Raw genomic sequence first — 25,281 nt, 5'->3', positions numbered from 1 at the left:
GGTTCTCATGATATCTCTGGGGATAGTTGGAACTGGTACAATCGCTCCTTTCTATATATCAGCCATTAATTGGCTAAATGAAAATAATGACTCGAATATACGAGTAAGTGCGGCCGTAAATCGTACCAGAGAAAGTAACGAGAGAGCGAAGCATGAACTAAAGATACCAAGGACGTATACTACTATTATCGACATGCTTGAAAATGAGAAATTAGATGGAGTGATTATAGCAGTATCTGCTAGCCAAATTTATGATGTCACGTCAGCATTGATCCCATATCAAGTTCCTTTACTGATTGAAAAGCCACCCGGTTTAACAGCAGAACAAACGAAATCTTTAGAGGTATTGTCCAAGCAGCACGGTACAAGCATAATGGTAGGTTTTAACCGTCGATTTTACAGTGTAGTTAGTCAGGCAAAAAATGTCATTGAGGAAGCTGGCGGTCTGCTCGGAATGCGCATGGATGTATTTGAGAGGTATCGATCGCTTCGAGAAAATAATTATCCCCCCGAAAAGCTAGAGATGTTATTTACAGGAAATAGCATCCATTGTATTGACTTGATTCGCTATTACTGTGGTGATCCCAAAACGGTGAATGCGTTTCATAATTCACAGGATGTAGAACCTTTTAATCATCGATATGCTGCTCTTATTGTTTCAGAATCAAATATACCAGTTACATTTCAGGCATACTGGCATGCCCTTGGAAATTGGAATTACGAATTATACATCCCAGATGGAAAAATACAGTTCACTAATTTGGAAGAAGCCCATGTTTTTCTAAGAAATAAGGAGCCTTACCGGTTACTTCCTGAAGCAGCAGATGTTAATGCTAAACCTGGTTTTGCAAATCAAATCTTGTATTTTATTAACAATGTAGTAACACAGAGTCAAAGTGCAGTATATGAGGGAAGTATGTCCATTCAAGATGCTGTTCGAACGATGCAATTAGTAGAGTCACTTAGCCCATCAACAGAGGAATGTATAATCTAAAAGTTTTAGTAAAAAAAACCGATAACTATCTTAAGAAAATATTTCTTAAGGAGGATTGTAATGGAAGTCGGTTCATTAAATAACTTCGGAAAAGCGAAACCGTACACTGAGTTAGTTCAGAATAACAACCAGTCGCAAGAAAAGCCAGCGCCTATAGAGCATTCGCAGCAGAGCAAACGTGATTTAGAACATGAAATATCTGGCATAAACAAGTGGTTGCAATCAAGTAGTTCCCACATTAAGTTTACCCTTCATGAGGATCTCAATGAGTATTATGTTCAGGTTATTAATGACCAGACAAACGAGGTGATACGTGAGATCCCTTCAAAAAAAATGATGGATATGGTAGCGAAAATGCATGAAATGATCGGATTGCTTGTTGACGAAAAGAGATAGGAGGCTACACTCATGGGAATTAGAATTAGTGGTATGGCATCAGGATTGAACACTGAAAATATGATCAAAGATTTGATGAAAGCCCAACGTGAACCAGTCAATCGTTTACAAAGAAGCAAGTATAGTGTGGAATGGAAGCGCGATGCTTACCGAGATATGAATACGATTCTGGCAGACTTGCAGAATTCAATGAAAAGTCTAAGGATGTCAGGGAGTTTTAATAAAAAGATTGCTTCCTCCGAGAATGACACAATTGCATCTGCTAAGGTAGCAGGTAAACCTAGTCTATCTTCATATTCTATAGAGGTAGAGAGCTTGGCTAAAGCAGGTACACCTCCAAAAGCTGAGTTCAACCTAGCGGTGACAGATCCCAAAATTCCAATTGGTGGATCGGATTTTACTATCACAATTAGTAAGGATTCGAACGGTGACGGCACAATTGATTCAAATGACACGGTTGGTGTACCTATAACTGTTTCAGGAGCGAATGACTCTTTGGATAGCATTATCCAAAATATCAATAATGCAAAAGCCGGAGTCAAAGCAAGTTATTTTAATAATAAGCTTGTACTGACATCAGAGGATGGCAAACAGTTTAAAGTAGATACTTCGAATTCAAATAACCTAAACATAGGTTCTACTACCTCTACTGCCGGTACCGTTGGAACTCCTGCAAAATTTAAGATTAATGGCGTAGAATATACATCGGCAACAAACTCTTTTTCATTTGACGGCATCGACCTTACCTTAAAACAAGCTAATGTTGGCGCACCCGTAGTAGTTAGTACTAAGACTGACGAAGATGCTGTTTTTAATATGGTAAAAGACTTTGTCGACAAGTATAACGCAGTTCTTGAGACAATTAATAAGAAGATAGCTGAACCCAAATACAAGAGCTATCAGCCTTTATTAGAAGAAGAAAAGGAAGCTCTGCCTGAAAAAACGGCTGAAAAATTGGAGAACATGGCAAAAAGTGGTGTTCTTTTGAGGGATCCTATTCTTACGAGCGGATTGAATGAACTACGACGTGCGATCAGCACACCATTGCAGGTTGCGGGTACTAATCCAGCATTTGATACACTTTCTGAGATTGGGATTGGTGGCGCTCCAAGTGGTAAAAATGCCTATCTCGAAAACGGAAAGCTGTATATTGATGAAACGAAGCTTCGTGAATCTATCCGTAATAATGGTGATGATGTACTGAAGCTGTTTACAAACTATAGTAGTAGTAGCAATGCTTCGACAAAGTATAATGAAAGTGGAGTAGCGGAGCGTTTATATAATCAATTAAATCAGGTCATAGACAAGATTACAAAGGAAGCAGGAGCAGTAGGAACAATTGCAGATGATAGCAATTTAAGCAAGAAAATTAAGCAGACTGATGATGATATTGATCGTTGGGAAGATCGTCTTAAAATGATTGAAGACCGTTACTGGAAACAATTCAGTGCTATGGAAAAAGCAATGTCGAAAGCTCAATCCCAAGGCTCTTGGTTTGCGCAAATGTTAGGACAGAAATAACAGGGAGAGATGCAGATGTTACAGAATGCTGCACAGACATACCAGTCCAATCAGGTAACTACCGCTACCCCTGCTGATTTGACACTGATGCTGTACAACGGGGCACTCAAGTTCATTAAACAGGCAAAGGCAGCTCTAGAGGAAAAAGACGTAATAAAAGCCCATGAAGCCTCTTTGAAAGTACAGAATATCCTTTACGAGTTGATGTCTACCTTAAACAGCGATTATGGTATATCCAAGGAATTCTCCAAACTCTATGAATATATGCTTCAACGTACAATTGAGGCTAATATGCGTAAAGATGTACGCATTCTTCTGGAAGTAGAAGAACTTTTTGTTCAATTCCGTGACACTTGGAAAGAAGCCATGCTATTGGCGAAAAGACAAGGGTAGGGTATTAGGACATGGAAAAAACAGTTGATGTTCTTCTTGGTAGCCTATTAGAAACAACATTACGCTTAGAACAAGTAGTAGGTGTAAAGGATTCTGAACCCGATGAATGGTTGTCCTTATTAGATGAGCGAGAAGATGTGATTTCACAAATTCAGCAGTACGAGTTAAACAGTGAATCTCTATCATCAACTCAAAAGCAACAGCTTGAGCAAATTTACGAGACTAACAAACGCCTTGCTCCTCTGATCGACGGAAGAAAGCAGGGCGTTCAGCAGCAACTAAACAATGTTCAACGCAGTAAGCTCGCAATGAATACGTACAACGAAGCAGGTCCAAACGGCTATGGTGCCTTTTTCGACCGCAAAAAGTAAAAACGGCCGGGGAACCGGCCGTTTTCTTTTCACAACTTATGCACGAATATCGATCGTTTTTCCAAGAGATGGGTGACTTGCCTGAGCCGCTTGAACATTTTGCTGCGTCTTAGCCAAACCCTCCAACATGATGGAAGCCTGCGCTTGCGCAGTCTCCTGCACTTGCTTCGTCAAACTAATAGTAACAGCTTGCTTTAATTGTACGGCATTCACTGATGATCACCTCTTTGTTAGAATTACTTTCTTTATCATTATCGACATTTTCTATACCAAGCTTCACTATAACCATGACTCTATTCTCTCATCTTTTTTCCACCATCTGCTATACTTTAAGAACATCTTGTTGAAAAACTAGGAAGGTGAATCACTTTTGTCCACAAAACGCCGCTCACTCGTCTTAATCGGAGCCGTCCTCCTCATCTTCATACACGCGGTCTACCTAAACGGAACCTTATCGGACCTCCTCAACGTAACCGCCATTGAGCTAGTCGCGCTCTCCGTAGTCATGTCCTATGCAGTGAAACGCAAGCATCTCGACTTGAAAAAAATCTGGCATCTCCTCATCCACGGCCGACAAAGCAACGTCGAAGAAACGATCAAGCGCTTCTACTACTACGCGCTCGTCCAGAAGGAGCAGGGCTATATCGCGCTCGAAAAGGAGCTCCAGCAAGAAACCGATATCTTTGTCCAACGCGGCAGTCTGCTGGCGATCGAGGGTGTTCCCGAAGAAGAGCTACGCCTGATCCTGGAGAACGAGCTCAAGGGAGAGCAGTATCGCTACCAACAGTCAGCAGGGTTCTTCCGCCTCATTAGCTTGTTGGCACCTGGTATGGGGCTGGTTGGTACGCTTCTGGGGATGACGGGTGTACTGAAGTCGCTCGAAGACATGGCCTTGACCGGACACAGTCTGAGCGCAGCGGTCGTAGCGACGTTGTATGGCGCGCTCTTGGCGAATCTGTTCGCGTTGCCATGCTACTACCGTCTGATGGATCTGTACGACCGGGAAATGTTTGAAAAGCGTCTTTTTATCGAAGGGTGTATTGGTCTGCAGCGCATGGAGACACCACGCTTGTTGTTTGAAAAGCTGAACTCATTCTTGCCAGGTGACCAAAAGCTGGTGCTCATTAAAGAAGCAGGCAGCATGAAGGGCACGATTGAAAGGCAGGACCGCTATGCATGACGAACGGTTATACGACGAAAAAGAGCTAGAGAAAAGCTGGCTGCTTAGCTACAGTGACCTGATTACGCTGTTGTTCGTGATCGTGATTATTATCGCGGCGACGCAGACGAAGAGCATTCAGACACAAAAAGAAGAGGTCCAAAAGGAAAAAGCGAGCTTGGAGCAGGTGCATGAGAGTCTCGACCTGCTCAACCTGCAAAAGCTGGAGTTGCAGCGAGAGGTCTACAAATTGGAGGCTCGCCAGAAGGAGCTCAAAGGCGAAAAAGAAGAAGGCTCCGAAGACACCGTAAACGTGCCAAAGCCGCCAATGGGCATGTCTGACTCGAGTGAGCGCGATATGGAGACGGTGCGCAACCAGCTATCCTCCGCTTTGGCTGAGCTGAATCTTGACTACGAGGAGACCGAAGAAGGCCTGCGTATCCGTTTGCCGGAAACGATCTTGTTTACGAGTGGTTCGGCAGAGCTACGGGCCCAAGGAAAGCAAGTCGTCGGGACAGTAGCAGGGGTGTTGAAGCGTTTCGAGCACAAGGTGCGAATCGAGGGCTATACAGATGATGTACCGATATCGCGCAGTTCCTACCAATCCAACTGGGAGCTATCCTCGGCGCGCGCGATCTCTGTCATGCGTGAAATGGTGGATGCTCACTCCTTACCAGCGTCTCGCTTTACAGTGGCAGGCTTGGGTGAATACAAACCGCTTGTGGACAACTCCAACGCGGAGAACCGTGCGAAGAATCGCCGGGTAGAGGTCGTGATTTTGGCAGAAAAAGAATAATTCATTATTTTCAGATAAAAGCAGGATTTTTATATGCAGGATAGAACTATATCCCGTATATATGAATCCTGTTTTTTTGCTGCTATACCTACTTATTCTCCCCGTTCGTTCCCCTTACTTTCGTACTAAAGTGGCAGAATATACAGGAAAATAGTTATACCCAGCTTGTGCACAAGGTCATGTGGATAATGTGGATAACTCTGTGGAGAACGCAAAAAAACCGTGATTTCCATGTGGACATTGCTGGGGACAAAATGGGCAGATAGAGAGACACAAGGGGGATTTCGAAATGCGTATCGGGACAAATTGGTTCAAATCGCTCGCGTTGGTCGTCGGTGTGGGGGTACTCCTCGCAGGCTGTGGATCGGGTGGTCAGCAAACGTCTGGCAGTAGCGGAGCGAGTGGTGGCAAGGTGTACGTAGTCGGTACAGATGCGGCATATCCACCGTTCCAAATGCTTGAGGCTGACAAGATTAGTGGGCATGACATCGATGTGATGAACGCGATCGCGGAAGCTGGCGGATTCAAGATCGAGTGGAAAAACACCGGGTGGGACCCGCTTTTTGATGGACTGGACAAAGGGACGGTTGATATTGGAATCTCGTCCATCACGATCACGGAGAAACGCAAGGAGAAATACGATTTTTCGGACTCATACTTTGAAGCAAACCAACTCATTCTGGTAGCGGAAGATTCTCCAGTGACGAAACTGGCAGATTTGAAAGGCAAGAAGATCGGGGTCCAAGCTGCAACTACGGGTGAAGAAGTGGTCAAAAAAGCGTTTGGAGATACGTACGAAGGCTTGAAAGGCTATGACGACATGCCATCCTCCGTCGATGACTTCTTTAATGGTCGAGTAGATGCAGTGATTGGCGACAATGGCGTTTTGTCCTACTACGTGAATAAAGTTAAAGATAAGAAGTTTAAGCTGATTAAAGATGATTCCTTTGAAAAGGAATTTTACGGAATTATCGTGAAAAAGGGCAATACCGATGCGATGAACAAAATCAACGACGGATTGAAAAAGATAAAAGAAAATGGAAAGCTGCAGGAAATTTACACCCAGTACTTTGGCAATAAGTAGGCAGCAAAATGGCCGGGTGCGTCCCTACGACGTAGCCGGCGTTTGTTCGCAACAGGGCTTGCTGACATGAAGAAGGGAGGATTAGCCATTGGACTGGAGTGTCATCTACGACTATCGTGAACTGTTTATCCGCGGCATTATTAATACAATTTTACTGACCGCAGTGGCTACGGTTTGTGGAACGTTTTTGGGGTTGTTTATCAGCTTGGGGAAAATGTCCTCCAAGCGAATGATACGGTGGACCTGTTCAATTTACGTAGAGCTGTTTCGGGGAACCCCGATGCTGGTCCAAATTTTGCTGATTCATTTTGCGGTGATTCCGTCGATTTGGGGTATTCTGTATCCGGGAGCGAGCAGCCCGGAAGCGATTTATTCAGGCTTCGTGGCGCTTTCGCTCAATGCGGCTGCCTATATGGCGGAAATCTTTCGGGCTGGCATCCAATCCATTGATCCGGGGCAAATGGAAGCGGCACGATCACTTGGCATGAACAAGGGCCTTGCCATGCGCCAAATTATACTTCCACAAGCGTTTACACGAATGCTGCCCGCAATCGGAAATGAGTTTATTGCTCTTTTGAAAGATTCATCCCTTCTGGCAGTAATCGCGACACCGGAATTAAACTACGCAGCCATGAACGTGGCGAAAAGTACATTTGAGCGCTACCCCCCGTATTTAACAGAGGCGGCGGTTTACCTGGTCCTTACGTTGTTCTTGTCCCGTGTAGTCGTGAGAGGACTAGAGAAAAAATATTCCACACGGTGATGACGTATTCGTCCATTTTTCGGCGATTCAGTCGGATGGGTTTCGTTCGTTAGATGAGGGACAGGCCGTAGAATTCGACCTTGTGGAAGGGGACCGCGGTCCACAAGCGGCGAACGTCGTGAAGATATAAACGAAACAATAGCAAAATCCCCCTGGTTCCTTGATAGGACAGGGGGATTCGTTTTTTCCACGTGTTTAACTGATCATTCTTTGAATGCGTAGGGAACGCTGCAGTCTCAGGTCTATAAAATCATTACCTCTTCGAACGAGAGGGCGCATAGGCTCATCAGTATGAATCATAATGATTTCGACGTGGTCGCCATTGCTCAAAAGCGCATGGGAACCAATGTAAAGTAAGATAATGTAATGGATAAAACGAGACACAATCATCGGATTTAATTGGCCTGAACAAGCTAACTCCCACAGAACATTCGCTGCTTCAAAGGGAGAGGTTCCCTTCCGATACACGCGATCTGTGCATATGGCATCAAATACGTCTGCGACACTGATGATTTGGCATTCAAAAGGGATGCCATCTTTTTTTCGTCCGAGGGGATATCCACTTCCATCCCAACGTTCGTGGTGCATCAGAGCGCATTGTGCCAGCAAGTTGTCGGCATCGTCCATGGTGCGCAGGAGCTCGTAGCCATAAACGGTATGCTTTTTCATAATCGTATACTCTTCGTCTGTCAAACGCTCTGGCTTGGACAGCAGCTCATCGGGAATTTTCATCTTGCCGATGTCATGAAGAAGACCTGCCAGGCCCAAAAAATGAACATCACGTTGCGGCAATCCTATGATTTTTCCGATTAAAGCTGCCACGATACCTACATGCAGGGAGTGGCGATACGTATAACTTTCTGTTCCTTCATTCAAATAAATGAAGCGCAGAAATCTCATGTGATGAAGAACTTGATCGAGCATAGGATGAACAGCGTCGCTAAATTGTTGCAGTCGGGGGGTATCCCCATTTGCGAGCTGGTTAAATAAATACTCGGTTTTTTGTGCGGCCACCATATAGGCCTTTGCAGCCTCTGCCTCACTCCAATGAAGGAGAGGAAAAGGCATTTCGGGTGCTTCCGAGTCAGTAGTAACGTGTACGGCTTCCACCTGGTGAGCCTCTAGCAGTCGTATATCAGTTAGATGAAGGGTTGCACCAGCGGGTAATAAAAGCAGGCCGTACTCATTGTAGACGTCTTGAGCGAGCGTTGTTCCGATAAGTGAATGGGAAGGTTTTACCTCGGCCATGAGGATTCCTCCAGTGCGATGTACGACCGCGATATAGGATGGGATGACTACCTCAACTATTATAGCATAGGGAATCTAGTAAGTATTGGTAAAAAAATGTCGGATATTGATGGTTTGTAAAAGATTTGCAAAGATTTTTTTAAGCTGAGTAGAAGGATTATTTACAGAGGCGGCGAATAAGTATGTATAGACGGAAGGAGGTTGGAACCATGAAATTTAACATTCGTGGAGAAAACATTCAAGTCACCGCTGCCCTTAGAGAATATGTCGAAAAGAAAGTCGGCCGTCTGGAAAAATATTTTGAAACTCCACAGCCTACAGAAGTACAAGTCACCATGCATGTACATCGCGGAGAAGGCACGATCGAGGTAACTATTCCACTGAGTGGGGTCATTATCCGAGCGGAGGAAACGCACGAAGATATGTATGCTGCTATCGATCTGGTAGTAGAAAAGCTGGAACGTCAGATTCGCAAACACAAAACGAAGCTGATGCGGAAGCTTCGAGTTGATTCGACAGGAAGAATCGCACAGCGTGAGAGTCAACCAGTAGCAGTCATGATCCCGGATGTGGATGAGGATGATATGGATATAGACATCGATATCGTTCGAACCAAACGCTTCGATCTGAAGCCGATGGATGCACAGGAAGCGGTCATGCAGATGGATATGCTGGGACACAGCTTCTTCGTTTTCCAAAACAGTGACACCAATGACGTCAGTGTGGTGTATCGCCGCAATGATGGGCGTTACGGATTGATTGAACCAAAATAACGAAACTTTACACATTCTCATTCGTATAAGACTAGGGAGTTGCTATTAGCAACTCCCTTTACTTGTGTAGAGGATGCTCTATTTGATAAAATATCTTTTTAGAAAGTATTATTTTCGTAGAATCGGTATCCTTTTTTATTATCTGGACTCATGCCGGCTTGTGCATTTTCGTTTGGCAGTATATGGAAGGGGTGTCCTTATGTTAGGACTCGTTAAAAAGATATTCGGTGACAGCAATGAACGTGAAGTAAAGAAAATGTTTAAGCGCGTAGAAAGTATCAACGCGCTGGAACCAACGATTAAGGCACTCTCGGATGACCAATTGCGTGAGAAGACAGCTGAGTTTAAGGCGCGATTGGCAAATGGAGAAGAACTAGACAAAATTTTGAATGAAGCGTTTGCCGTTGTACGTGAAGCATCGATCCGTGTACTGGGCATGCGTCACTTCGACGTCCAGATGATTGGTGGTATGGTGCTTCAGGAAGGCCGTATCTCCGAGATGAAGACGGGTGAAGGTAAAACGCTGGTTGCGACACTGGCGACATACCTGAATGCTTTGATGGACAAAGGCGTCCACGTCGTTACCGTGAACGAATACTTGGCTGAGCGTGACTCGACTATCATGGGTAGGCTGTATAACTTCCTTGGACTGACAGTCGGTTTGAACAAGAATGGACTGAGCCCTGAAGAAAAACGCGAAGCATACGCGTGTGACATTACGTATGGTACGAATAACGAGTTTGGCTTCGATTACCTACGTGACAATATGGTTCTGTACAAGGAACAAATGGTGCAACGTCCACTCTTCTTCGCTATCATCGACGAGGTGGACAGCATTTTGATTGACGAAGCACGTACGCCGTTGATCATCTCCGGTTCTGCTAACAAATCGACAGAGCTGTACTACATCTGCTCGCATTTTGTGAAACGCTTGGAAGAAGAAAAAGATTTCACAATCGATGAGAAGCTGAAAATCGTCAACCTCTCAGATGAAGGCGTGAGCAAAGTCGAACAGGCATTCAACATCGACAACCTGTACGATACGGCACATATCACGTTGAACCACCACATTACGGCGGCGTTGAAGGCACAAGTGCTGTTCAAGCGCGATGTTGATTACGTAGTGCAGGAAGGCGAAGTTGTGATCGTTGACGAGTTCACCGGCCGTCTGATGGTTGGACGTCGTTACAGCGATGGCTTGCATCAAGCGATTGAAGCCAAAGAAGGTCTGCGTGTTCAAAGCGAGAGCATGACACTGGCGACCATTACCTTGCAAAACTACTTCCGTATGTACCAGAAGCTGGCTGGTATGACAGGTACAGCGAAGACGGAAGAAGAGGAGTTCAAAAAGATTTATGGTCTCGACGTCGTGGTGATTCCAACGAACAAGCCTGTGCAGCGTATCGATTCACCAGACCTTGTTTTCAAAACAGAGGCAGCCAAATATCGTGCGGTTGTAAACGACATTGTCGAGCGTCACAAAAAGGGCCAACCGATCCTGGTAGGTACCATCTCCATCGAAAACTCGGAGCGCTTGTCCCAAATGCTGAAGCAAAAAGGCGTACCGCATAACGTACTGAACGCGAAGCAGCATGAGCGCGAGGCGGAAATCGTTGCGCGTGCAGGTGTGTATGGAGCGGTTACCATTGCGACAAACATGGCGGGTCGCGGTACGGACATTCAGCTGGGCGAAGGTGTTGCGGAGCAGGGCGGTCTTCATATTATCGGTACAGAACGTCACGAGAGCCGTCGGATTGACAATCAGCTGCGTGGTCGTGCTGGTCGTCAGGGGGACCCGGGTTCATCCCAGTTCTTCCTCTCGATGCAAGATGAGCTGATGCGTCGTTTCGGTGCGGACAATATTATGAATATGATGGATCGTCTAGGTATGGAAGAGGATATGCCGATCGAGAGCCGCCTGGTTACTCGTGCGGTGGAATCTGCGCAGAAGCGTGTAGAGGGATCGAACTTCGATGCACGTAAAGGCGTTCTCCAGTACGACGACGTGATGAATCAACAGCGTCTGGTTGTCTACAAACAGCGTAAAGACATCCTGGAGCAGGAAGACCTCAGCGATGTTGCTTTGAATATGATCTACGCAGTAATGGAGCGTGCAGTGTCTCTGCATTGTCCAAAAGAAGAGGTACCAGAGGATTGGGATCTGCAAGCATTGGCCGATGCTGCCAATAATGGGTTCCTCCATGAAGAAACGATTTCAGCTAAAATGCTGAAAGGCATGGAAACAGAAGAAATTCTCGAGCTGTTGAAAGCAGAAGTCGATAAGCAGTACAAACAGCGTGAAGAAGAAATCGGCGAATCGATTCGCGAGTTTGAGAAAGTCGTTATTCTGCGTGCTGTCGACAGCAAGTGGATGGATCACATCGATGCGATGGATCAGTTGCGTCAAGGTATTCACCTGCGCGCCTACGCACAAAACGACCCGCTTCGTGAGTACCAGTTCGAAGGATACGAAATGTATCAAGGTATGCTGGCTGCTGTTCAGGAAGAAGTCGCTATGTATATCATGAAGGCCGAAGTCAGTCAAAACCTGGAGCGTCAGGATGTCATTCGCGGTCAAGGAATCGACCCGGACAACTTGCAAACTTCCGGACCATCTGATCGTCCAGATCCAGAGACCTCCGGTGATGCTGATCCGAAAAACCGTGCACAGCGTCGCGCTCAGGAGCAAGAACGCAAACGCCAAAATAAGAAACACTAAGGAATATGACAAAACATTCTTCTCGTATCGGCAAATTCGGTGCGAGGGGAATGTTTTTTTCTTGCCCATTCCTAATGCCTTGACAGTATTCGTCCTCATCTATTCTTCCTCGTCTGATATTAACGATCTATTTGTCTAACACTGGTAAATGTGATCGAACGATTCAAGTGGTAATTATCTGAAAAATAAATAGAATCGTAAGTACAACACTTTTACCAAAAATTCACGAAGACGGGGGAATGAACAAATGAGAACGTCAGTGAACGTGATGGGGATACAAACGAAGAATATTATGGAGCGCATTTCTGTTACTTTAAAAGCAGTGCTAAAGACAGGAAAAGAAAATAAAAAAGTACAGCTGATTGAAAAGGAAGAGGGGATCGAATTACCGAGAGTCATCTCCGCGCAAGACCCAGTCTTTGAGGACAAGCGACTGATAGAGGAAATTCCGGAGCCGAATTGGAATGAGGCCTTGATCGCACCGCCGAATGGAATGGTGGATCGAACGCGTGAAAGTTCGCTAGCCAAAAAATATCGAAAAACACACAACTGGAAGAGACAAGCCTTTATCAAGCAAGCTTATCAGCTGAAAGCAAGCGAAGCTCGGCGTACGCATCTCCATCTGGTTGCAGTACCACAGACGGAAAATAAACAACCACATGAAATCCGAGACCTGAGATCCTCGCCATCACCACCGGTGGCAACGTGACAAAGGGTAGCGGCGAAGTCCCTTTTCTAAACGTGACATGCTGCCGTATTTGCGCATCTGGCAAATTACGTTACAATAAAACATAGCTTACGTAAAGAGAAGGTGATTCGCAACATGGCATTAATCGATATTGCGGACATCAAACAAGAGATGTCTAGCATGGCTAAGCGATTAGCGGATATCAGGGGGTCTCTTTGACCTCCCAGTAAAACAGGAACGAATCGGTGAACTAGAAGAGCGCATGCTGGCACCCGATTTTTGGGATGACAATGATGCAGCGCAGAAGACAATCAGTGAACTAAATGCCATCAAAAGCCTCGTAGAGACGATGGCCAAGCTGGATTCCCAGTACGAGGATCTCCAGGTAATGCTGGAGCTCGTCATCGAAGAAGGGGATGCGTCCCTCATTCAAGATCTGTATGACAGTACACAGGAGCTGCGGAAGTCATTTGAGAGCTTTGAGCTGGAATTGCTTTTGAGTGATGAATACGACAAGAACAACGCCATTCTGGAGCTGCATCCGGGAGCGGGTGGGACAGAGTCCCAGGATTGGGCGTCCATGCTTCTGCGCATGTATACACGTTGGGGGGATGCCAAGGGCTTCAAGGTGGAAACATTGGACTATTTGCCTGGTGATGAAGCCGGTGTAAAAAGTGTTACTCTCCTCATTAAGGGTTATAATGCGTATGGCTACCTCAAATCAGAAAAAGGGGTTCATCGTCTTGTGCGGATATCTCCATTTGATGCGTCTGGACGTCGTCACACATCGTTTGTGTCTTGCAACGTCCTGCCGGAGATCGAAGACGATAATGCGGTAGACATACGTACAGAAGACCTGAAAATCGATACGTATCGTTCCAGCGGTGCAGGTGGTCAGCATATCAACACGACTGACTCCGCTGTACGGATTACTCACTTGCCTTCTGGAATTGTGGTGACGTGTCAAACAGAACGCTCCCAGATTAAAAACCGGGAGCGTGCGATGAAGATGCTGACGGCACGACTGTTCGAGAAAAAACGGGAAGAACAAGAGAAAACGTTGGCCGCGATTCAAGGTGAACAAAAAGATATTGCATGGGGCAGCCAAATTCGTTCCTATGTCTTCCACCCATACAGTCTGGTAAAAGACCACCGGACGAATATGGAGACAGGAAACGTTCAAGCAGTCATGGATGGTGAGATTGATTCGTTTATCGATGCTTATCTACGCGCGCAGATTAATCGTTAAACGAAACAGAAGGCTTCAAGGCTTTTGGTATGGAAATCGATACGGTGGTTCCTTTGCCGACATCACTGACGATGTTGATTGTACCGCCGTGATCGCGAATAATTTTTGAGCTTACCATTAACCCTAGGCCGGTTCCTGCTTCTTTTGTACTATAAAAAAGCTCTCCTAATCGGGGAAGTAGCTCGGCAGGGATACCTTGTCCTTGATCGCTGATTCGGATGACAACATCGGAAGAGCGCTCTACAACCTTGATTGTGAGATTTCCACCTAACGGCATGGCTTCCATGCCGTTTTTTATGATATTTATGAAGACTTGCTTGATTTGATATTCCTCACACAAAATGAGGGAAGTCACTTGCGGAAAATCAGTAAGAATAGATACATTTTTAAGAAGTGCTTGTGGTTCCAAAAGCTTAATGACAGACGAAAGCAATGGCAAAAGGCCGTTGGGAGCAAATCGCAAGGCTTGGGGCTTCGCCATTATCAAAAGCTCACTGGTAATCGAAGTGATCCGGTCGATTTCGGATCGCATAATTTGCAAGTATTGCTGATTGGCGAACTCGTCCCCTTCCATGAGTTGAATAAACCCTTTCAAGGCCGTAAGTGGATTGCGAATTTCATGGGCAATTCCCGCGGCAAGCTCACCTAGAACTGACAGCTTGTCAGAGTAACGAAGCAATTCCTCTGATTGTCGACGTTCTGTAATATCACGTGCCACAAAAACCGTGCTGAGAATATGACCGTTCGAACAAATGTCAGGTGTTCCTTTCACATCGAACAGCAACATTCTTCCGTTAGGGTGCAGGTAATGGTACTCGGCATCGAGTGTAATCTTCTGCTTCATCATTTGAGCAAAATCGCTTTTGGCGTTGGTTACTTGCTTAGGATGAATCAAGATCGAAAAATGCTGATTGATCACTTGACCAATCGTGAGACCAGTAACCGCTTGAACAGAAGGGGAAGCGTAGGTAATAATTCCATCCACATTTACAATAAAAATCAAATCCATAATGTTTTCGGATATTAACCGAAAGTTCTCTTGCATCTGGTGAAGAGCCTCTTCCACTTTCTTTTGCTGCGTGATGTTTTTGGCAATGGAATAGCGACTAATGATTTCGCCGTTTTGAAAAATGGGAAAGCTGGAAGCGATAATATCCACAACCTGCCCGTTTTTATGGAGCAACTGATAATGCTTATTTTTTCGGATTCTTGCAGAGAGGATTTGTTGTTGTTCCTTACTGTCGAGACCTTCTGTAGAAGCGAGAATTTCCCAAATTTGCATGCGCAGCAATTCTTGAGAGGTGTATCCTACCAATGCTTCACCAGCAGCGTTTACTCCTGTGAATCTTCCCTGCATGTCGAACATGAAAACAGCGTCAGGATTGTTGTGGAAGAGAGATGTATATAACTGTATCTGCGTGCCCATACCTATCCGCCTCTCTGTTGCTACTTGCTACCTTTGAATCGTTCGCTGTAGAAAGGAAAAATCCTACCAGACCAAAGTCCGTATTCATAATTATGTTATAATTCATGAAAGAACAAGGTCATGAAAAAGGAGAGAAACCGTCCATGTTGTATGCCGCATTTTTGCCAATCGTGAATCAAGAGCTGAATGCTCAAGTAAGACCTGCGCATCTTACGTATATCAATGATTTGTACAAGCAGGGAAAAGTGATCATGGCAGGACCCTTCACAGATAAGCTTGGCGGATTGGTTATTTACAAAGCGGATTCTCTGGAAGAAGCTCGCAAATTGGCTGAGGCTGATCCAGTTGTCGTGGAAGGCGCACGGACGTTGGAGTTACGTGAATGGAGCCCGTTAGAGTTTCCTTTGTCCTAAATGTGGCTCTGGCAAGAATGAGAAGTGGTAGTCGGAGGCATACTTAGCGAAGAAATCCGAATAAAGGAGGGAACAGCCTTGAAACGTATTCCACTCGTTTTGACAGCGGCTGTACTCGCATTCTCGCTAAGTGCCTGTGGTACCAGTAAGCAAACACAGCCGCCAGCACAACAACCAGCGACAGAAACGCCGGCAGCCGAAAAACCAGCAACAGAAACACCTTCGACGACGCCATCTGGCAGCTATGATGCAGCAACTGCAGAAACCATGTTCAAAAATACCTGTGCAGGCTGCCACGGACAGACGCTGGAAGGGGCAGTTGGACCGAACTTGCAAAAGATCGGTAGTCAGTTGAACAAGGAGCAGATCCTGGGCATTTTGGAAAAAGGAAAAGGATCAATGCCTCCGGGTCTCGTCAAAGGAAAAGATGCAGAAAACATCGCTGCATGGTTAGCGGACAAAAAGTAAACAGGGCAACAAACCAGCGCTCGAGCAATCGGGCGCTTTTTTCTTTGGACGTAAAAAAGTTTTTTTGTTGTATTCCAAATGGATTTTTATTATTATTCATGTATAAAAATACGGAATGAGATAAAGGGGAGAGAGCATGGTTCGGGTCGGGATTGTTGGAGCAACGGGATATGGTGGCGCGGAGTTGATCCGTCTTTTGGCTGGGCATCCGCATGTTGAGATCGCAAATTTATATTCAAGTTCATCAGAAGGAGAAAGCTTGGAAAAATCGTTTCCACATGCAGCTGGGCTCGGATTGCCGACGTTGTCACCGATTGATGCAGACAGCATGAGCGGTGTGAACGATTTGATCTTCCTCGCTACGCCTGCGGGAGTAAGTAGCGGGCTGTCTCCGAAGCTGGTCGAAAAAGGCGTAAAGGTCATTGATTTATCCGGGGATTTTCGTCTGGAAAACGGTGCGGTCTACCAAAAGTGGTACAAACATGAGCCTGCCCCTTCCCAATGGGTAGAAGCGGCGGTTTACGGTTTAACCGAGTGGAATCAAGAGCAAGTGGCGGGTGCCAGTCTCATAGCAAATCCAGGCTGCTATCCCACTGCTACGCTCCTCGCCCTGCTTCCGCTGGTAAAGACAGGCTGGGTACAGCCTAACAGTTGGATCGTCGATGCCAAATCAGGTGTGTCCGGCGCTGGACGTGGAGTATCGCTCGGTGTTCATTACAGCGAGAGTAATGAAAGCATCCATGCTTATAAAGTGGCGAGTCATCAGCATACACCAGAGATTGAACAGGAGCTGCATAAACAAAGCGGGGAAGAGACGCTTGTTCAATTTACGCCGCATCTGGTGCCGATGACCCGAGGGATTTTAGTCACGGCTTACGGACAACTAACCACTGATGTCACTCAAGCGCAAATCCAGGAGCTATATGAAGCTACTTATGCGGATAAGCCTTTTGTGCGTGTACGTCCTGCAGGCAGTCATCCACATACAAAAGAAGTTTATGGCTCCAATTACTGCGATATCGCCATCCATGTTGATCAGCGCACGAAGCGTGTTATCTTGCTGTCGGTCATCGATAACATGATGAAGGGCGCGGCTGGTCAAGCTGTGCAAAACATGAATGTCATGTTTGATTTGCCTGAGAAAACGGGCTTGCCGCTCGTACCAGTATACCCGTAGAGGAGGAGAGCAGATGCAAGGAATTGTCGTGATCAAATGTGGCGGAAGCACCATGGATCAGCTACCTGACTCTTTCTTTCAGGCGATTGCTGGACTGCAGGCGCAAGGACAAGAGATCGTCATCGTCCACGGGGGCGGACCTGCTATTAACAGTATGCTTGATCGAGTTCAGATCACTCCGCAATTTGTCGATGGGCTTCGTGTTACCTGCGAGGACACGCTGCGTGTTGTAGAGATGGTCTTGTGCGGCAGTATCAATAAGGCGCTGGTAAAAAGGCTGACGCAGGCAGGAGCCAAGGCGTGGGGAGTTAGTGGCATCGATGGTCAGACTCTTTTGGCAACAAAAACGCCAAAGCCACTCGGGTGGGTAGGAGAAATCAAGAAGGCTGATACGACCATTCCGAAAGCGATTCTTGGGCAGGGCTATGTCCCAGTGATTGCTCCCCTTTCCGTTAGTGAAGATGGCACAGAGACATTTAATGTCAATGCTGATGTAGCCGCAGGAGCGATTGCAGCAGCACTCAGCGCCGAAAAACTGATCATGGTGACAGACGTTCCGGGCATCATGCAGCCTCAGCCAGACGGAACCAAAGCAGTAGTGCCAGCTACAAGTGCAGAAGAGATACAGGAAATGATTCAGGCAGAGATTATTACTGGTGGAATGATTCCGAAGGTTCAGGCAGCTCTTGACGCTCTCGGACAGGGCGTGGAGCAGGTAGTCATCTGCCGGGGAACCGCTGATGATCTGCTCGGTGTTTGTGCGGGGCAGGGAGTTGGGACAACCGTACGTATGAATGTCAATTACGCTTAGGTGAGGAGGAAAATGAATATGCATACAACTACAGCGCCTGTGCATCTCATGAATAACTATGCGAGATGGCCAATCAGTTTGGTAAAAGGGCAAGGAAACCAGGTGTGGGATGATCAAGGCAAGCAATATCTCGATTTTACCTCAGGAATTGCCGTGACCTCACTAGGGCATGTCCCGCCAAAAGTAACGGCAAAGCTGCACGAACAGCTCGATACGTTGTGGCACTGCTCGAATCTGGTGCATGTTCCTCAGCAAGAGATTTTGGCGGAAAAACTGAGCCGTCTGTCTGGACTGGATCAGGCTTTTTTCTGCAACAGTGGGGCGGAGGCGAATGAAGGCTTGATCAAGCTCGCCCGCCGCTATGCACAAAAAATAAAAGGGACCGACCGTTACGAAATCATCAGCTTTGAACAGTCTTTTCATGGACGGACATTGGCTACCCTGACGGCTACTGGACAGGAAAAGGTGAAGGACGGATTCGCACCATTGCCGCAAGGATTTGTCACCGTTCCTTACAACGACCTCGATGCAGTCAAGTCAGCTATTACAGACAAGACATGCGCGATTATGCTGGAGCTGGTCCAGGGAGAAGGTGGCGTACATCCAGCAGAAGAGGCCTGGGTGAAGGCGCTGCGTGAATTGTGCGATGCGCACGGATTGCTCCTGTTAATCGATGAGATACAGACTGGGATTGGTCGCACGGGTACATGGTTTGCCTTCCAGCAATATGGCGTGAAGCCAGATGCGATTTCATTGGCAAAAGGCTTGGGAAGTGGGTTCCCGATTGGAGCTGTCGTCGCGACTAAGGAAGTAGCAGAAGCGTTTGCTCCAGGTACGCATGGTACAACTTTTGGCGGGAATCCATTGGCAGCAACTGCTGGAATCGCGACGCTTACGACGATGGAAGAAGAGCAGATTTTGGAGCGGGTAGCCCATATCCATGATGAATTGATCAAAGAGCTGGAGAAGCTCAAGGCAGAGCATCCAGACAAAGTGGTTACGGTTCGGGGAAAAGGATTGCTTCTCGGTGTGGAGCTAACGATTCCTGCTGGTGAGCTGGTCGCGTATGCACGGGAAAAAGGAGTCATTCTGCTGATGGCTGGTCCACAAGTAGTGAGACTCTTGCCTTCGTTTGTAACGACCGATGATGAAGTAAAGCAGGCCATTGACGTATTAAGCGAGGCACTGTTTCAGGTTTAGATGAAAAAGCAAAGAATGCAACGAGTGGAAGTGGTCAAAAAACTCGTTGCATTTTTATAATCTCAAATGTATATTAATACAAAAGGTTGCATAAATTTTCGGTAAGAGCGATCAGGCCGGTGCCCATTGGAGAGGAGTGGCTTTATAGATGGATAGAGAGAATCAATCGTTAGGTACAGGATATTTAACGCTGGAGAGCGGTGAGGTTTTTACAGGGAAGCTGTATGGCGCCCCCATTAACGGATTCGGAGAAGTGGTTTTTCATACAGGAATGACAGGATATCAAGAGGTGATGACAGACCCTTCTTTTGCAGGGCAAATCGTTACCTTCACGTATCCCTTGATCGGAAACTACGGGATCAACGAAAAGGATTATGAGGCAGCCAAGCCAGCTTTGACAGGGATGATTGTCAGCGAGCTATGCACAGAGCCAAGCCATTACGAATCAAACATGACTTTGGCTCAAGCGGCAGAAGCATTTGGGTTCCCGATCCTTGCAGGGATTGATACGCGAACGATTACAAAGCGCGTCCGCCAAGACGGTACCGTATTCGGTGTCATTTCCGATCAGCCTATGCAGGTGGAGGAAGTTGTGTCCCTGCGCTACAAGCACGCCAAGAAATCATTAGTTGCCAACGTATCCAGACAGCAGGTGGAGCGGTATCCGGGAACAGGCGAGCATGTCGTCTTGATTGACCTCGGCATGAAGCAATCGATTTTGGATGCACTTCTCGAACAGGGCTGCCGTGTCACGGTCGTTCCATTTGATACGAGTTTTGCCCAAATCAATGCTCTCGTACCAGACGGCTTGTTGTTTTCCAATGGGCCTGGCGATCCGGAGCATTTGCTTGCGTATTGCAGCGAATGGCGTAAAGCCGTGGAGCAGTACCCGACATTAGGCATCTGCTTGGGGCATCAAGTATTGGCGTTGATGTACGGCGGCAAGACAGAAAAGCTCGCATACGGTCACCGCGGTAGCAATCATCCGGTCAAAGATCTGATGACTGGGAAAGTATACATGAGTTCACAAAATCACGGGTACGTGGTCAAGGAAGAGTCTCTGGATAAACGTCAGTTAACGGTTTCCTATCGCAATGTCAATGACGGTTCAGTCGAAGGATTACGTCACGTTAGTCTGCCTGTTTTCAGTGTGCAGTTCCATCCAGAAGCACATCCGGGCCCTAGTGATACATCCCACATTTTCCACCAATTCTTGCAGTCGATGCGCGTAGTAGGAGCGAAGAGATATGCCTAAATTGCCACACATTCATAAAGTATTGGTCATCGGTTCTGGTCCGATCGTCATCGGGCAGGCAGCGGAATTTGATTATGCAGGTGCACAGGCTTGCCTTTCCCTAAAGGAGGCCGGCGTGCAGGTCGTGCTGGTGAATAACAATCCAGCTACGATCATGACAGATGAACAAGTAGCGGACAAAGTATATCTGGAGCCGCTCACGGTGGAATCCGTGACAGCTATTATCGCAAAAGAGCGTCCCGATGGCCTCTTGCCTACGTTAGGCGGCCAAACGGGACTTAATCTTGCTGTTTCGCTGGCAGAAGCGGGTGTGTTGGAAAAGTACAACGTCCAACTGTTGGGTACGCCGCTGGCTGCCATTCAAAACGGGGAAGACCGTGAGCTGTTCAAGCAATTGATGCAAAAAATCGGAGAGCCTGTTCCAGAGAGCGATACAGTCGAATCTGTAGAAGCAGCAATCGAGTTTGCGAACACTATAGGCTATCCCGTGATTGTCCGTCCTGCTTATACACTCGGAGGAGCAGGCGGCGGGATCGCAGGGGATGAATCGTCCTTGCGCAAAGTTGCAGCGGGTGGCATTGCAGCTAGCCCAATCGGTCAGGTATTGATTGAGCGCAGTGTAAAAGGCTGGAAAGAGATTGAATACGAGGTCATGCGGGACGCAAATGATACCTGCATCATCGTGTGCAATATGGAAAATTTGGACCCAGTAGGCATTCATACGGGAGACAGTATTGTTGTCGCGCCATCTCAGACGCTGACAGACCGCCAGTACCAAATGCTGCGCAGCGTATCAACGAAAGTGATTCGTTCGCTAGGGGTAGTAGGCGGTTGCAATATTCAATTTGCGCTTGATCCGAATTCCGATCGGTATGTGCTGATCGAAGTAAATCCTCGTGTAAGCCGTTCAAGTGCGTTGGCATCCAAAGCAACAGGTTATCCAATTGCGCGGATCGCCGCCAAGCTCGCACTAGGTTATGGACTGGATGAGGTACTCAATCCAATCACAGGCTATACGTACGCTAGTTTTGAACCAGCGTTGGACTACATCGTTGTCAAAATCCCGCGCTTCCCATTTGACAAATTCCCGCTGGCAGACCGCAAGCTGGGGACCCAAATGAAAGCGACTGGCGAGGTCATGTCGATCGCCCGCAATCTGGAAGCAGGACTTTTGAAGGCAGTTCGCTCCCTGGAACAGGGCTGCACACATTTGACTCGATCAGAGCTGGCCTCCTGGACACGTGATGAGCTTGCACATTCCTTGCAAGAAGCAACGGATATCAGACTGTTTGTTTTTGCCGAGGCGATCCGCAAAGGCTTTACAGAAAGTGAGCTGCACAGTCTGACTGGTGTCGATCCGTTTTTCTTGCGGAGCTTGCGTAAAATCGTGGATTTGGAAGTAGAGCTGTCTTGCCACGATCGGAAAACACTGACCCCTGAGCTGTTGTTGGAAGCAAAGCGTCGCGGGTTTGCCGATGAAACCATTGCTTCACTGGTAGGTGCTACACCTGCCGAAATCAAATCATTGCGTCAAGAATCGGACATTACGCCTACTTATAAAATCGTGGACACTTGTGCAGCAGAATTTGATGCCCAAACCCCTTACTACTATTCGGATTGGCAAGGAATAGATGAGGTCGAGTCACTGTCTGGCCGCAAAGTACTGGTACTTGGCTCAGGTCCCATTCGCATCGGTCAGGGTATCGAGTTTGACTACTGCTCCGTGCATGCAGCCAAAGCGCTTCAGGCAAGCGGTATTGCGGCTGTCGTTGTGAACAACAACCCAGAGACGGTCAGCACGGACTATGAAACAGCCGACCATCTTTATTTTGAACCGCTTCACGTAGAAGACGTGCTGCATATCGCAGAACGCGAACAGGTTGAGGGCGTCATGGTTCAGTTCGGCGGTCAAACCGCGATCAATCTGGCCGCCAAGCTGGAGCACGCGGGGCTGAAAGTAATGGGTACGTCACTTACAGCCATCGAACGTGCGGAGGACCGCGAGCTGTTCTATGCCATGCTGCGCAAGTTGGATATTCCGCATATCCCCGGTAAAGGAGTATCGACCTTGGAGGATGCGACCGTGATTGCGGAGGAAATCGGCTTTCCTGTTTTGATGCGACCTTCGTACGTCATCGGCGGGCAAGGTATGGTAGTCGTCCACAATATCGACGAGCTGCAGGCTACCATTCACGACTGGCTGAATCATCCGGATATGAGCATGTTTTTCCCACTCCTTGTGGATAAATACGTTCCAGGTAAGGAAGCAGAAGTAGATGCGGTATGCGACGGACAATCTGTCATTATCCCAGGGATTTTCCAGCATGTGGAGAGAGCGGGCATCCACTCAGGCGACAGTGTAGCCTTGTTCCCAGCTCCTCAGCTGACGGATGACAGCAAGCAAAAAATCGCGAGCTATACAGAAGCAATCGCGAGAGAAATGGAAGCGGTCGGGTTAATCAATATCCAGTTCGTCATTGATAGCGAAACGGTTTATGTACTGGAGGTAAATCCTCGTGCTTCACGGACCGTACCGATTACGAGCAAAGTGACTGGCATCCCGATGGTTCAACTGGCAGTGCGCGCACAATTGGGTGAAAAGCTGTCAGAGATGGGCTACGGTACAGGGCTTTTGCCAGAGATTCCTTTTGCAGTCGTCAAGGCGCCAGTCTTCTCCACGATCAAGCTGAACGGCGTAGACCCGGTACTAGGTCCAGAGATGAAATCGACGGGAGAAGTTCTCGGCTTGGGGCATTCTTTCGAAGAGGCAGCAGGCAAAGCCTTTGCTTTCAAAGACAATTTGTACGGCGACTGGCAAAAAGGTCAGTTGGTTATGATTTCTCTGGCAGATGGAGATAAGCAGGACGGCGTAAGAGAGTCGATTGGAAAAATTCAAGTAGACGGTGCCAATCTGGCAGCGACTCCGGGAACGGCCAAGTGGCTTGCAGCCGAAGGAATTGTCGTGAAGCATGTCGTGGCAGATGAAACGGCGTGGATCGAGCTATTGCAAAAGGAAGAAGCGGCCTACGCACTTGTTACTGCGACGAAAGGCAATCGTCAGGGCCGGACAGGATTTGCTCTGCGAAGTCGTATGGTACAACAGGGTGTGCCGTTGTTCTCCGCTGTCGATACGTTCGAGTTATACGTGAAGTCTATTATGAAGAAAAGAGGTGGCTCGCATGCAGCCAGTGAAGATATTGGAACACTTTCAAAACTTGCCGTTACAAAAGCATAAAGGAAAAGATTTCTTACGCGTCGATGAATTCAACGGGGAAGAATTGATGGAGCTGCTCCATCTGTCTGCTCACGTCAAGCAATTGCAAAAGCTGGGACAGCCATTCCAGCCTTTGCAAGGCAAGACGTTGGGGATGATCTTTGACAAGGCTTCGACCCGTACGCGCGTCTCCTTTGAAGTAGGGATGCATCAGTTGGGTGGCCTAGGGATGTTCATGAGCGGAAAAGAGCTACAGCTCGGACGCGGGGAGCCGATCAGCGACACCGCAAAAGTTCTCTCCCGGTACGTGGATGCCATCATGATTCGCACCTTTTCCCACTCTTATGTAGAAGAGCTTGCTGAGCACGCCTCGATCCCCATTATCAATGGCTTGACCGATCTGTACCATCCTTGTCAGGCATTGGCTGATCTGCTGACGATCTGGGAGCATAAAGGCAAGCTGAAAGGAGTCAAGCTCGCCTATGTAGGAGACGGCAACAACGTGGCGAACTCACTGGTGCTGGGCGCAGCCCTGCTAGGCCTGGATGTGCGGGTGGCGACTCCGGCAGGCTATGAAATGGATGCAACAATTGTCGCAAAAGCTACAGAATATGCGAAACAAAGCGGTGGAAAAATGATGGTGACCACCGATCCGATAGCGGTTGTCATGGGGGCAGATGCTGTATACACGGACGTTTGGACTAGTATGGGTTTTGAAGAAGAAAATGAGGTGCGATTGAAAGCATTTGCCGACTATCAAGTGAACGAAAAGTTGGTAGCAGCGGCAAATCGTGATTATCTCTTCTTGCATTGCTTACCAGCACATCGTGGGGAAGAAGTGACAACAGGGGTTATCGACGGATCACGCTCTGTCATTTTCGATCAGGCTGAAAATAGATTGCACGCACAAAAGGCGATATTGGCGGCGCTGGTGTGAACATAGTTCTAGTTAAATAGAACTATCTGTAATTAAATCGAATAGACTATGAATCTATGATTGCCGAATTTTGTCACTTATGTGTAAAATAAAGGTAAGAAAGAAGCAAAGAAGTACGGACTGTATCTGGTCGCTTGGTCCGTATGGAGCCAGTAGCGAATCCAACCTTTTCCGTAATGGAAAAGGAAAGAAGAGCAGGGGTTGTACTTGGTCGCTTGGCCTCTGC

Annotated in this window: 24 protein-coding genes and 1 pseudogene; 22 read left to right on the top strand and 3 right to left on the bottom strand. The window is 47.2% G+C overall.

The features are described from left to right. The first annotated feature begins 7 nt into the window (after nucleotides 1-7). The 5 genes from HPY27_RS12860 to fliT are packed head-to-tail and all read left to right on the top strand — an operon-like array spanning nucleotide 8 to nucleotide 3,675. Nucleotides 8-994 carry a Gfo/Idh/MocA family protein gene (locus tag HPY27_RS12860; RefSeq protein ID WP_174225166.1) on the top strand — a complete coding sequence of 329 codons (987 nt, stop codon included), beginning with the start codon at nucleotides 8-10 and terminating at the stop codon, nucleotides 992-994. A gap of 60 nt (nucleotides 995-1,054) precedes the next feature. Further along, a complete protein-coding gene (flaG, locus tag HPY27_RS12855; protein WP_007718168.1) occupies nucleotides 1,055-1,390 on the top strand; it encodes a flagellar protein FlaG in 336 nt (111 codons plus the stop codon). 12 nt (nucleotides 1,391-1,402) lie between these two features. Beyond that, complete coding sequence (fliD, locus tag HPY27_RS12850; protein WP_174225165.1) at nucleotides 1,403-2,911, top strand: flagellar filament capping protein FliD; 1,509 nt, start codon at nucleotides 1,403-1,405, stop codon at nucleotides 2,909-2,911. A 15-nt stretch (nucleotides 2,912-2,926) separates the two neighbouring features. Continuing rightward, entirely contained in the window at nucleotides 2,927-3,304 is a 378-nt protein-coding gene (fliS, locus tag HPY27_RS12845; protein ID WP_174225164.1) for a flagellar export chaperone FliS, read from the top strand. An 11-nt stretch (nucleotides 3,305-3,315) separates the two neighbouring features. Further along, on the top strand, nucleotides 3,316-3,675 hold the full coding sequence (gene fliT, locus HPY27_RS12840; RefSeq protein WP_174225163.1) for a flagellar protein FliT: 360 nt from the start codon (nucleotides 3,316-3,318) through the stop codon (nucleotides 3,673-3,675). 36 nt (nucleotides 3,676-3,711) lie between these two features. Here the strand turns inward: fliT and HPY27_RS12835 are convergent, their stop codons facing one another. After that, nucleotides 3,712-3,888 carry a putative motility protein gene (locus HPY27_RS12835; protein WP_173623364.1) on the bottom strand — a complete coding sequence of 59 codons (177 nt, stop codon included), beginning with the start codon at nucleotides 3,886-3,888 and terminating at the stop codon, nucleotides 3,712-3,714. A gap of 157 nt (nucleotides 3,889-4,045) precedes the next feature. Here HPY27_RS12835 and HPY27_RS12830 point away from each other — a divergent pair, with 157 nt between their 5' ends. The 5 genes and pseudogenes from HPY27_RS12830 to HPY27_RS12810 form a co-directional block, all read left to right on the top strand. Next, a complete protein-coding gene (locus tag HPY27_RS12830) occupies nucleotides 4,046-4,855 on the top strand; it encodes a motility protein A (protein WP_173623365.1) in 810 nt (269 codons plus the stop codon). Further along, nucleotides 4,848-5,630, top strand: a complete 783-nt coding sequence (locus tag HPY27_RS12825; protein ID WP_173623366.1) for an OmpA/MotB family protein — start codon at nucleotides 4,848-4,850, stop codon at nucleotides 5,628-5,630. The genes HPY27_RS12830 and HPY27_RS12825 overlap by 8 nt, the downstream gene beginning before the upstream one ends. 289 nt (nucleotides 5,631-5,919) lie before the next feature. After that, nucleotides 5,920-6,714: a basic amino acid ABC transporter substrate-binding protein gene (locus HPY27_RS12820; protein ID WP_174225162.1), complete on the top strand. Its 795-nt coding sequence runs from the start codon at nucleotides 5,920-5,922 to the stop codon at nucleotides 6,712-6,714. Between the two features lie 88 nt (nucleotides 6,715-6,802). After that, nucleotides 6,803-7,477: an amino acid ABC transporter permease gene (locus tag HPY27_RS12815; RefSeq protein WP_026043386.1), complete on the top strand. Its 675-nt coding sequence runs from the start codon at nucleotides 6,803-6,805 to the stop codon at nucleotides 7,475-7,477. Beyond that, a pseudogene (locus HPY27_RS12810) lies at nucleotides 7,473-7,607 on the top strand (cold shock domain-containing protein); the annotation flags it as partial. The gene HPY27_RS12815 and the pseudogene HPY27_RS12810, both read left to right, overlap by 5 nt. Nucleotides 7,608-7,672: 65 nt before the next feature. On the opposite strand, the gene HPY27_RS12805 reads toward HPY27_RS12810, so the two are convergent. Then, nucleotides 7,673-8,725: an HD-GYP domain-containing protein gene (locus tag HPY27_RS12805; RefSeq protein WP_174225161.1), complete on the bottom strand. Its 1,053-nt coding sequence runs from the start codon at nucleotides 8,723-8,725 to the stop codon at nucleotides 7,673-7,675. Between the two features lie 209 nt (nucleotides 8,726-8,934). On the opposite strand from HPY27_RS12805, the gene hpf reads away from it, so the two are divergent. From hpf to prfB, 4 genes are all read left to right on the top strand, one after another. Further along, nucleotides 8,935-9,498, top strand: coding sequence for a ribosome hibernation-promoting factor, HPF/YfiA family (gene hpf, locus HPY27_RS12800; protein WP_017252261.1), 564 nt, complete (start codon nucleotides 8,935-8,937; stop codon nucleotides 9,496-9,498). Between the two features lie 199 nt (nucleotides 9,499-9,697). Continuing rightward, a complete protein-coding gene (gene secA, locus HPY27_RS12795; RefSeq protein ID WP_174225160.1) occupies nucleotides 9,698-12,217 on the top strand; it encodes a preprotein translocase subunit SecA in 2,520 nt (839 codons plus the stop codon). Nucleotides 12,218-12,464: 247 nt separating this feature from the next. Next, nucleotides 12,465-12,926 (top strand): hypothetical protein, encoded by a 462-nt coding sequence (locus tag HPY27_RS12790; protein ID WP_174225159.1) that lies wholly within the window; start codon nucleotides 12,465-12,467, stop codon nucleotides 12,924-12,926. 114 nt (nucleotides 12,927-13,040) lie between these two features. Continuing rightward, a protein-coding gene (gene prfB, locus HPY27_RS12785; RefSeq protein ID WP_106835133.1) for a peptide chain release factor 2 occupies nucleotides 13,041-14,154 on the top strand; the annotation gives its coding sequence in 2 pieces (ribosomal slippage) (nucleotides 13,041-13,121 and nucleotides 13,123-14,154; 1,113 coding nt in all). On the opposite strand, the gene HPY27_RS12780 is transcribed toward prfB, so the two are convergent. Beyond that, complete coding sequence (locus HPY27_RS12780) at nucleotides 14,144-15,580, bottom strand: PAS domain-containing sensor histidine kinase (protein WP_174225158.1); 1,437 nt, start codon at nucleotides 15,578-15,580, stop codon at nucleotides 14,144-14,146. The genes prfB and HPY27_RS12780 overlap by 11 nt on opposite strands. 143 nt (nucleotides 15,581-15,723) lie before the next feature. Here HPY27_RS12780 and HPY27_RS12775 point away from each other — a divergent pair, with 143 nt between their 5' ends. The 8 genes from HPY27_RS12775 (at nucleotide 15,724) to argF (ending at nucleotide 25,055) form a co-directional block, all read left to right on the top strand. Beyond that, the gene (locus HPY27_RS12775) at nucleotides 15,724-15,993 is read left to right on the top strand and encodes a YciI family protein (RefSeq protein ID WP_017252257.1); all 270 of its coding nucleotides are present in this window, start codon (nucleotides 15,724-15,726) and stop codon (nucleotides 15,991-15,993) included. Between the two features lie 78 nt (nucleotides 15,994-16,071). Then, nucleotides 16,072-16,461 carry a c-type cytochrome gene (locus HPY27_RS12770; protein ID WP_026043384.1) on the top strand — a complete coding sequence of 130 codons (390 nt, stop codon included), beginning with the start codon at nucleotides 16,072-16,074 and terminating at the stop codon, nucleotides 16,459-16,461. Nucleotides 16,462-16,597: 136 nt separating this feature from the next. Continuing rightward, nucleotides 16,598-17,638, top strand: a complete 1,041-nt coding sequence (gene argC, locus HPY27_RS12765) for an N-acetyl-gamma-glutamyl-phosphate reductase (protein ID WP_174225157.1) — start codon at nucleotides 16,598-16,600, stop codon at nucleotides 17,636-17,638. Nucleotides 17,639-17,651: 13 nt separating this feature from the next. Further along, on the top strand, nucleotides 17,652-18,449 hold the full coding sequence (argB, locus tag HPY27_RS12760) for an acetylglutamate kinase (protein WP_017252254.1): 798 nt from the start codon (nucleotides 17,652-17,654) through the stop codon (nucleotides 18,447-18,449). A gap of 18 nt (nucleotides 18,450-18,467) precedes the next feature. Continuing rightward, nucleotides 18,468-19,649 carry an aspartate aminotransferase family protein gene (locus tag HPY27_RS12755; RefSeq protein ID WP_017252253.1) on the top strand — a complete coding sequence of 394 codons (1,182 nt, stop codon included), beginning with the start codon at nucleotides 18,468-18,470 and terminating at the stop codon, nucleotides 19,647-19,649. A 148-nt stretch (nucleotides 19,650-19,797) separates the two neighbouring features. After that, the gene (locus HPY27_RS12750; RefSeq protein ID WP_017252252.1) at nucleotides 19,798-20,904 is read left to right on the top strand and encodes a carbamoyl phosphate synthase small subunit; all 1,107 of its coding nucleotides are present in this window, start codon (nucleotides 19,798-19,800) and stop codon (nucleotides 20,902-20,904) included. Continuing rightward, a complete protein-coding gene (carB, locus tag HPY27_RS12745) occupies nucleotides 20,897-24,139 on the top strand; it encodes a carbamoyl-phosphate synthase (glutamine-hydrolyzing) large subunit (RefSeq protein ID WP_174225156.1) in 3,243 nt (1,080 codons plus the stop codon). Before HPY27_RS12750 ends, carB begins: the two co-directional genes overlap by 8 nt. Next, on the top strand, nucleotides 24,084-25,055 hold the full coding sequence (gene argF / locus HPY27_RS12740; RefSeq protein WP_174225155.1) for an ornithine carbamoyltransferase: 972 nt from the start codon (nucleotides 24,084-24,086) through the stop codon (nucleotides 25,053-25,055). The genes carB and argF overlap by 56 nt, the downstream gene beginning before the upstream one ends. Nucleotides 25,056-25,281: the final 226 nt, after the last annotated feature.

The organism is Brevibacillus sp. HB1.1 (assembly GCF_013332445.1).
In the GTDB taxonomy this organism is placed as follows: Bacteria; Bacillota; Bacilli; order Brevibacillales; family Brevibacillaceae; genus Brevibacillus; species Brevibacillus porteri.
The sequence above is the reverse complement of the archived record's forward strand: the minus strand, read 5'-3'. Positions and strand labels throughout refer to the sequence as shown.

Excerpts from the sequence above, each read along its gene's own strand:
- HPY27_RS12860 (WP_174225166.1), top strand. The coding sequence starts at position 8 with ATGATATCTCTGGGGATAGTTGGAACTGGTACAATCGCTCCTTTCTAT.
- flaG (WP_007718168.1), top strand. The coding sequence starts at position 1,055 with ATGGAAGTCGGTTCATTAAATAACTTCGGAAAAGCGAAACCGTACACT.
- fliD (WP_174225165.1), top strand. The coding sequence starts at position 1,403 with ATGGGAATTAGAATTAGTGGTATGGCATCAGGATTGAACACTGAAAAT.
- fliS (WP_174225164.1), top strand. The coding sequence starts at position 2,927 with ATGTTACAGAATGCTGCACAGACATACCAGTCCAATCAGGTAACTACC.
- fliT (WP_174225163.1), top strand. The coding sequence starts at position 3,316 with ATGGAAAAAACAGTTGATGTTCTTCTTGGTAGCCTATTAGAAACAACA.
- HPY27_RS12825 (WP_173623366.1), top strand. The coding sequence starts at position 4,848 with ATGCATGACGAACGGTTATACGACGAAAAAGAGCTAGAGAAAAGCTGG.
- HPY27_RS12820 (WP_174225162.1), top strand. The coding sequence starts at position 5,920 with ATGCGTATCGGGACAAATTGGTTCAAATCGCTCGCGTTGGTCGTCGGT.
- HPY27_RS12805 (WP_174225161.1), bottom strand. The coding sequence starts at position 8,725 with ATGGCCGAGGTAAAACCTTCCCATTCACTTATCGGAACAACGCTCGCT.
- hpf (WP_017252261.1), top strand. The coding sequence starts at position 8,935 with ATGAAATTTAACATTCGTGGAGAAAACATTCAAGTCACCGCTGCCCTT.
- secA (WP_174225160.1), top strand. The coding sequence starts at position 9,698 with ATGTTAGGACTCGTTAAAAAGATATTCGGTGACAGCAATGAACGTGAA.
- HPY27_RS12790 (WP_174225159.1), top strand. The coding sequence starts at position 12,465 with ATGAGAACGTCAGTGAACGTGATGGGGATACAAACGAAGAATATTATG.
- HPY27_RS12780 (WP_174225158.1), bottom strand. The coding sequence starts at position 15,580 with ATGGGCACGCAGATACAGTTATATACATCTCTCTTCCACAACAATCCT.
- HPY27_RS12775 (WP_017252257.1), top strand. The coding sequence starts at position 15,724 with ATGTTGTATGCCGCATTTTTGCCAATCGTGAATCAAGAGCTGAATGCT.
- argC (WP_174225157.1), top strand. The coding sequence starts at position 16,598 with ATGGTTCGGGTCGGGATTGTTGGAGCAACGGGATATGGTGGCGCGGAG.
- argB (WP_017252254.1), top strand. The coding sequence starts at position 17,652 with ATGCAAGGAATTGTCGTGATCAAATGTGGCGGAAGCACCATGGATCAG.
- HPY27_RS12755 (WP_017252253.1), top strand. The coding sequence starts at position 18,468 with ATGCATACAACTACAGCGCCTGTGCATCTCATGAATAACTATGCGAGA.
- HPY27_RS12750 (WP_017252252.1), top strand. The coding sequence starts at position 19,798 with ATGGATAGAGAGAATCAATCGTTAGGTACAGGATATTTAACGCTGGAG.
- carB (WP_174225156.1), top strand. The coding sequence starts at position 20,897 with ATGCCTAAATTGCCACACATTCATAAAGTATTGGTCATCGGTTCTGGT.
- argF (WP_174225155.1), top strand. The coding sequence starts at position 24,084 with ATGCAGCCAGTGAAGATATTGGAACACTTTCAAAACTTGCCGTTACAA.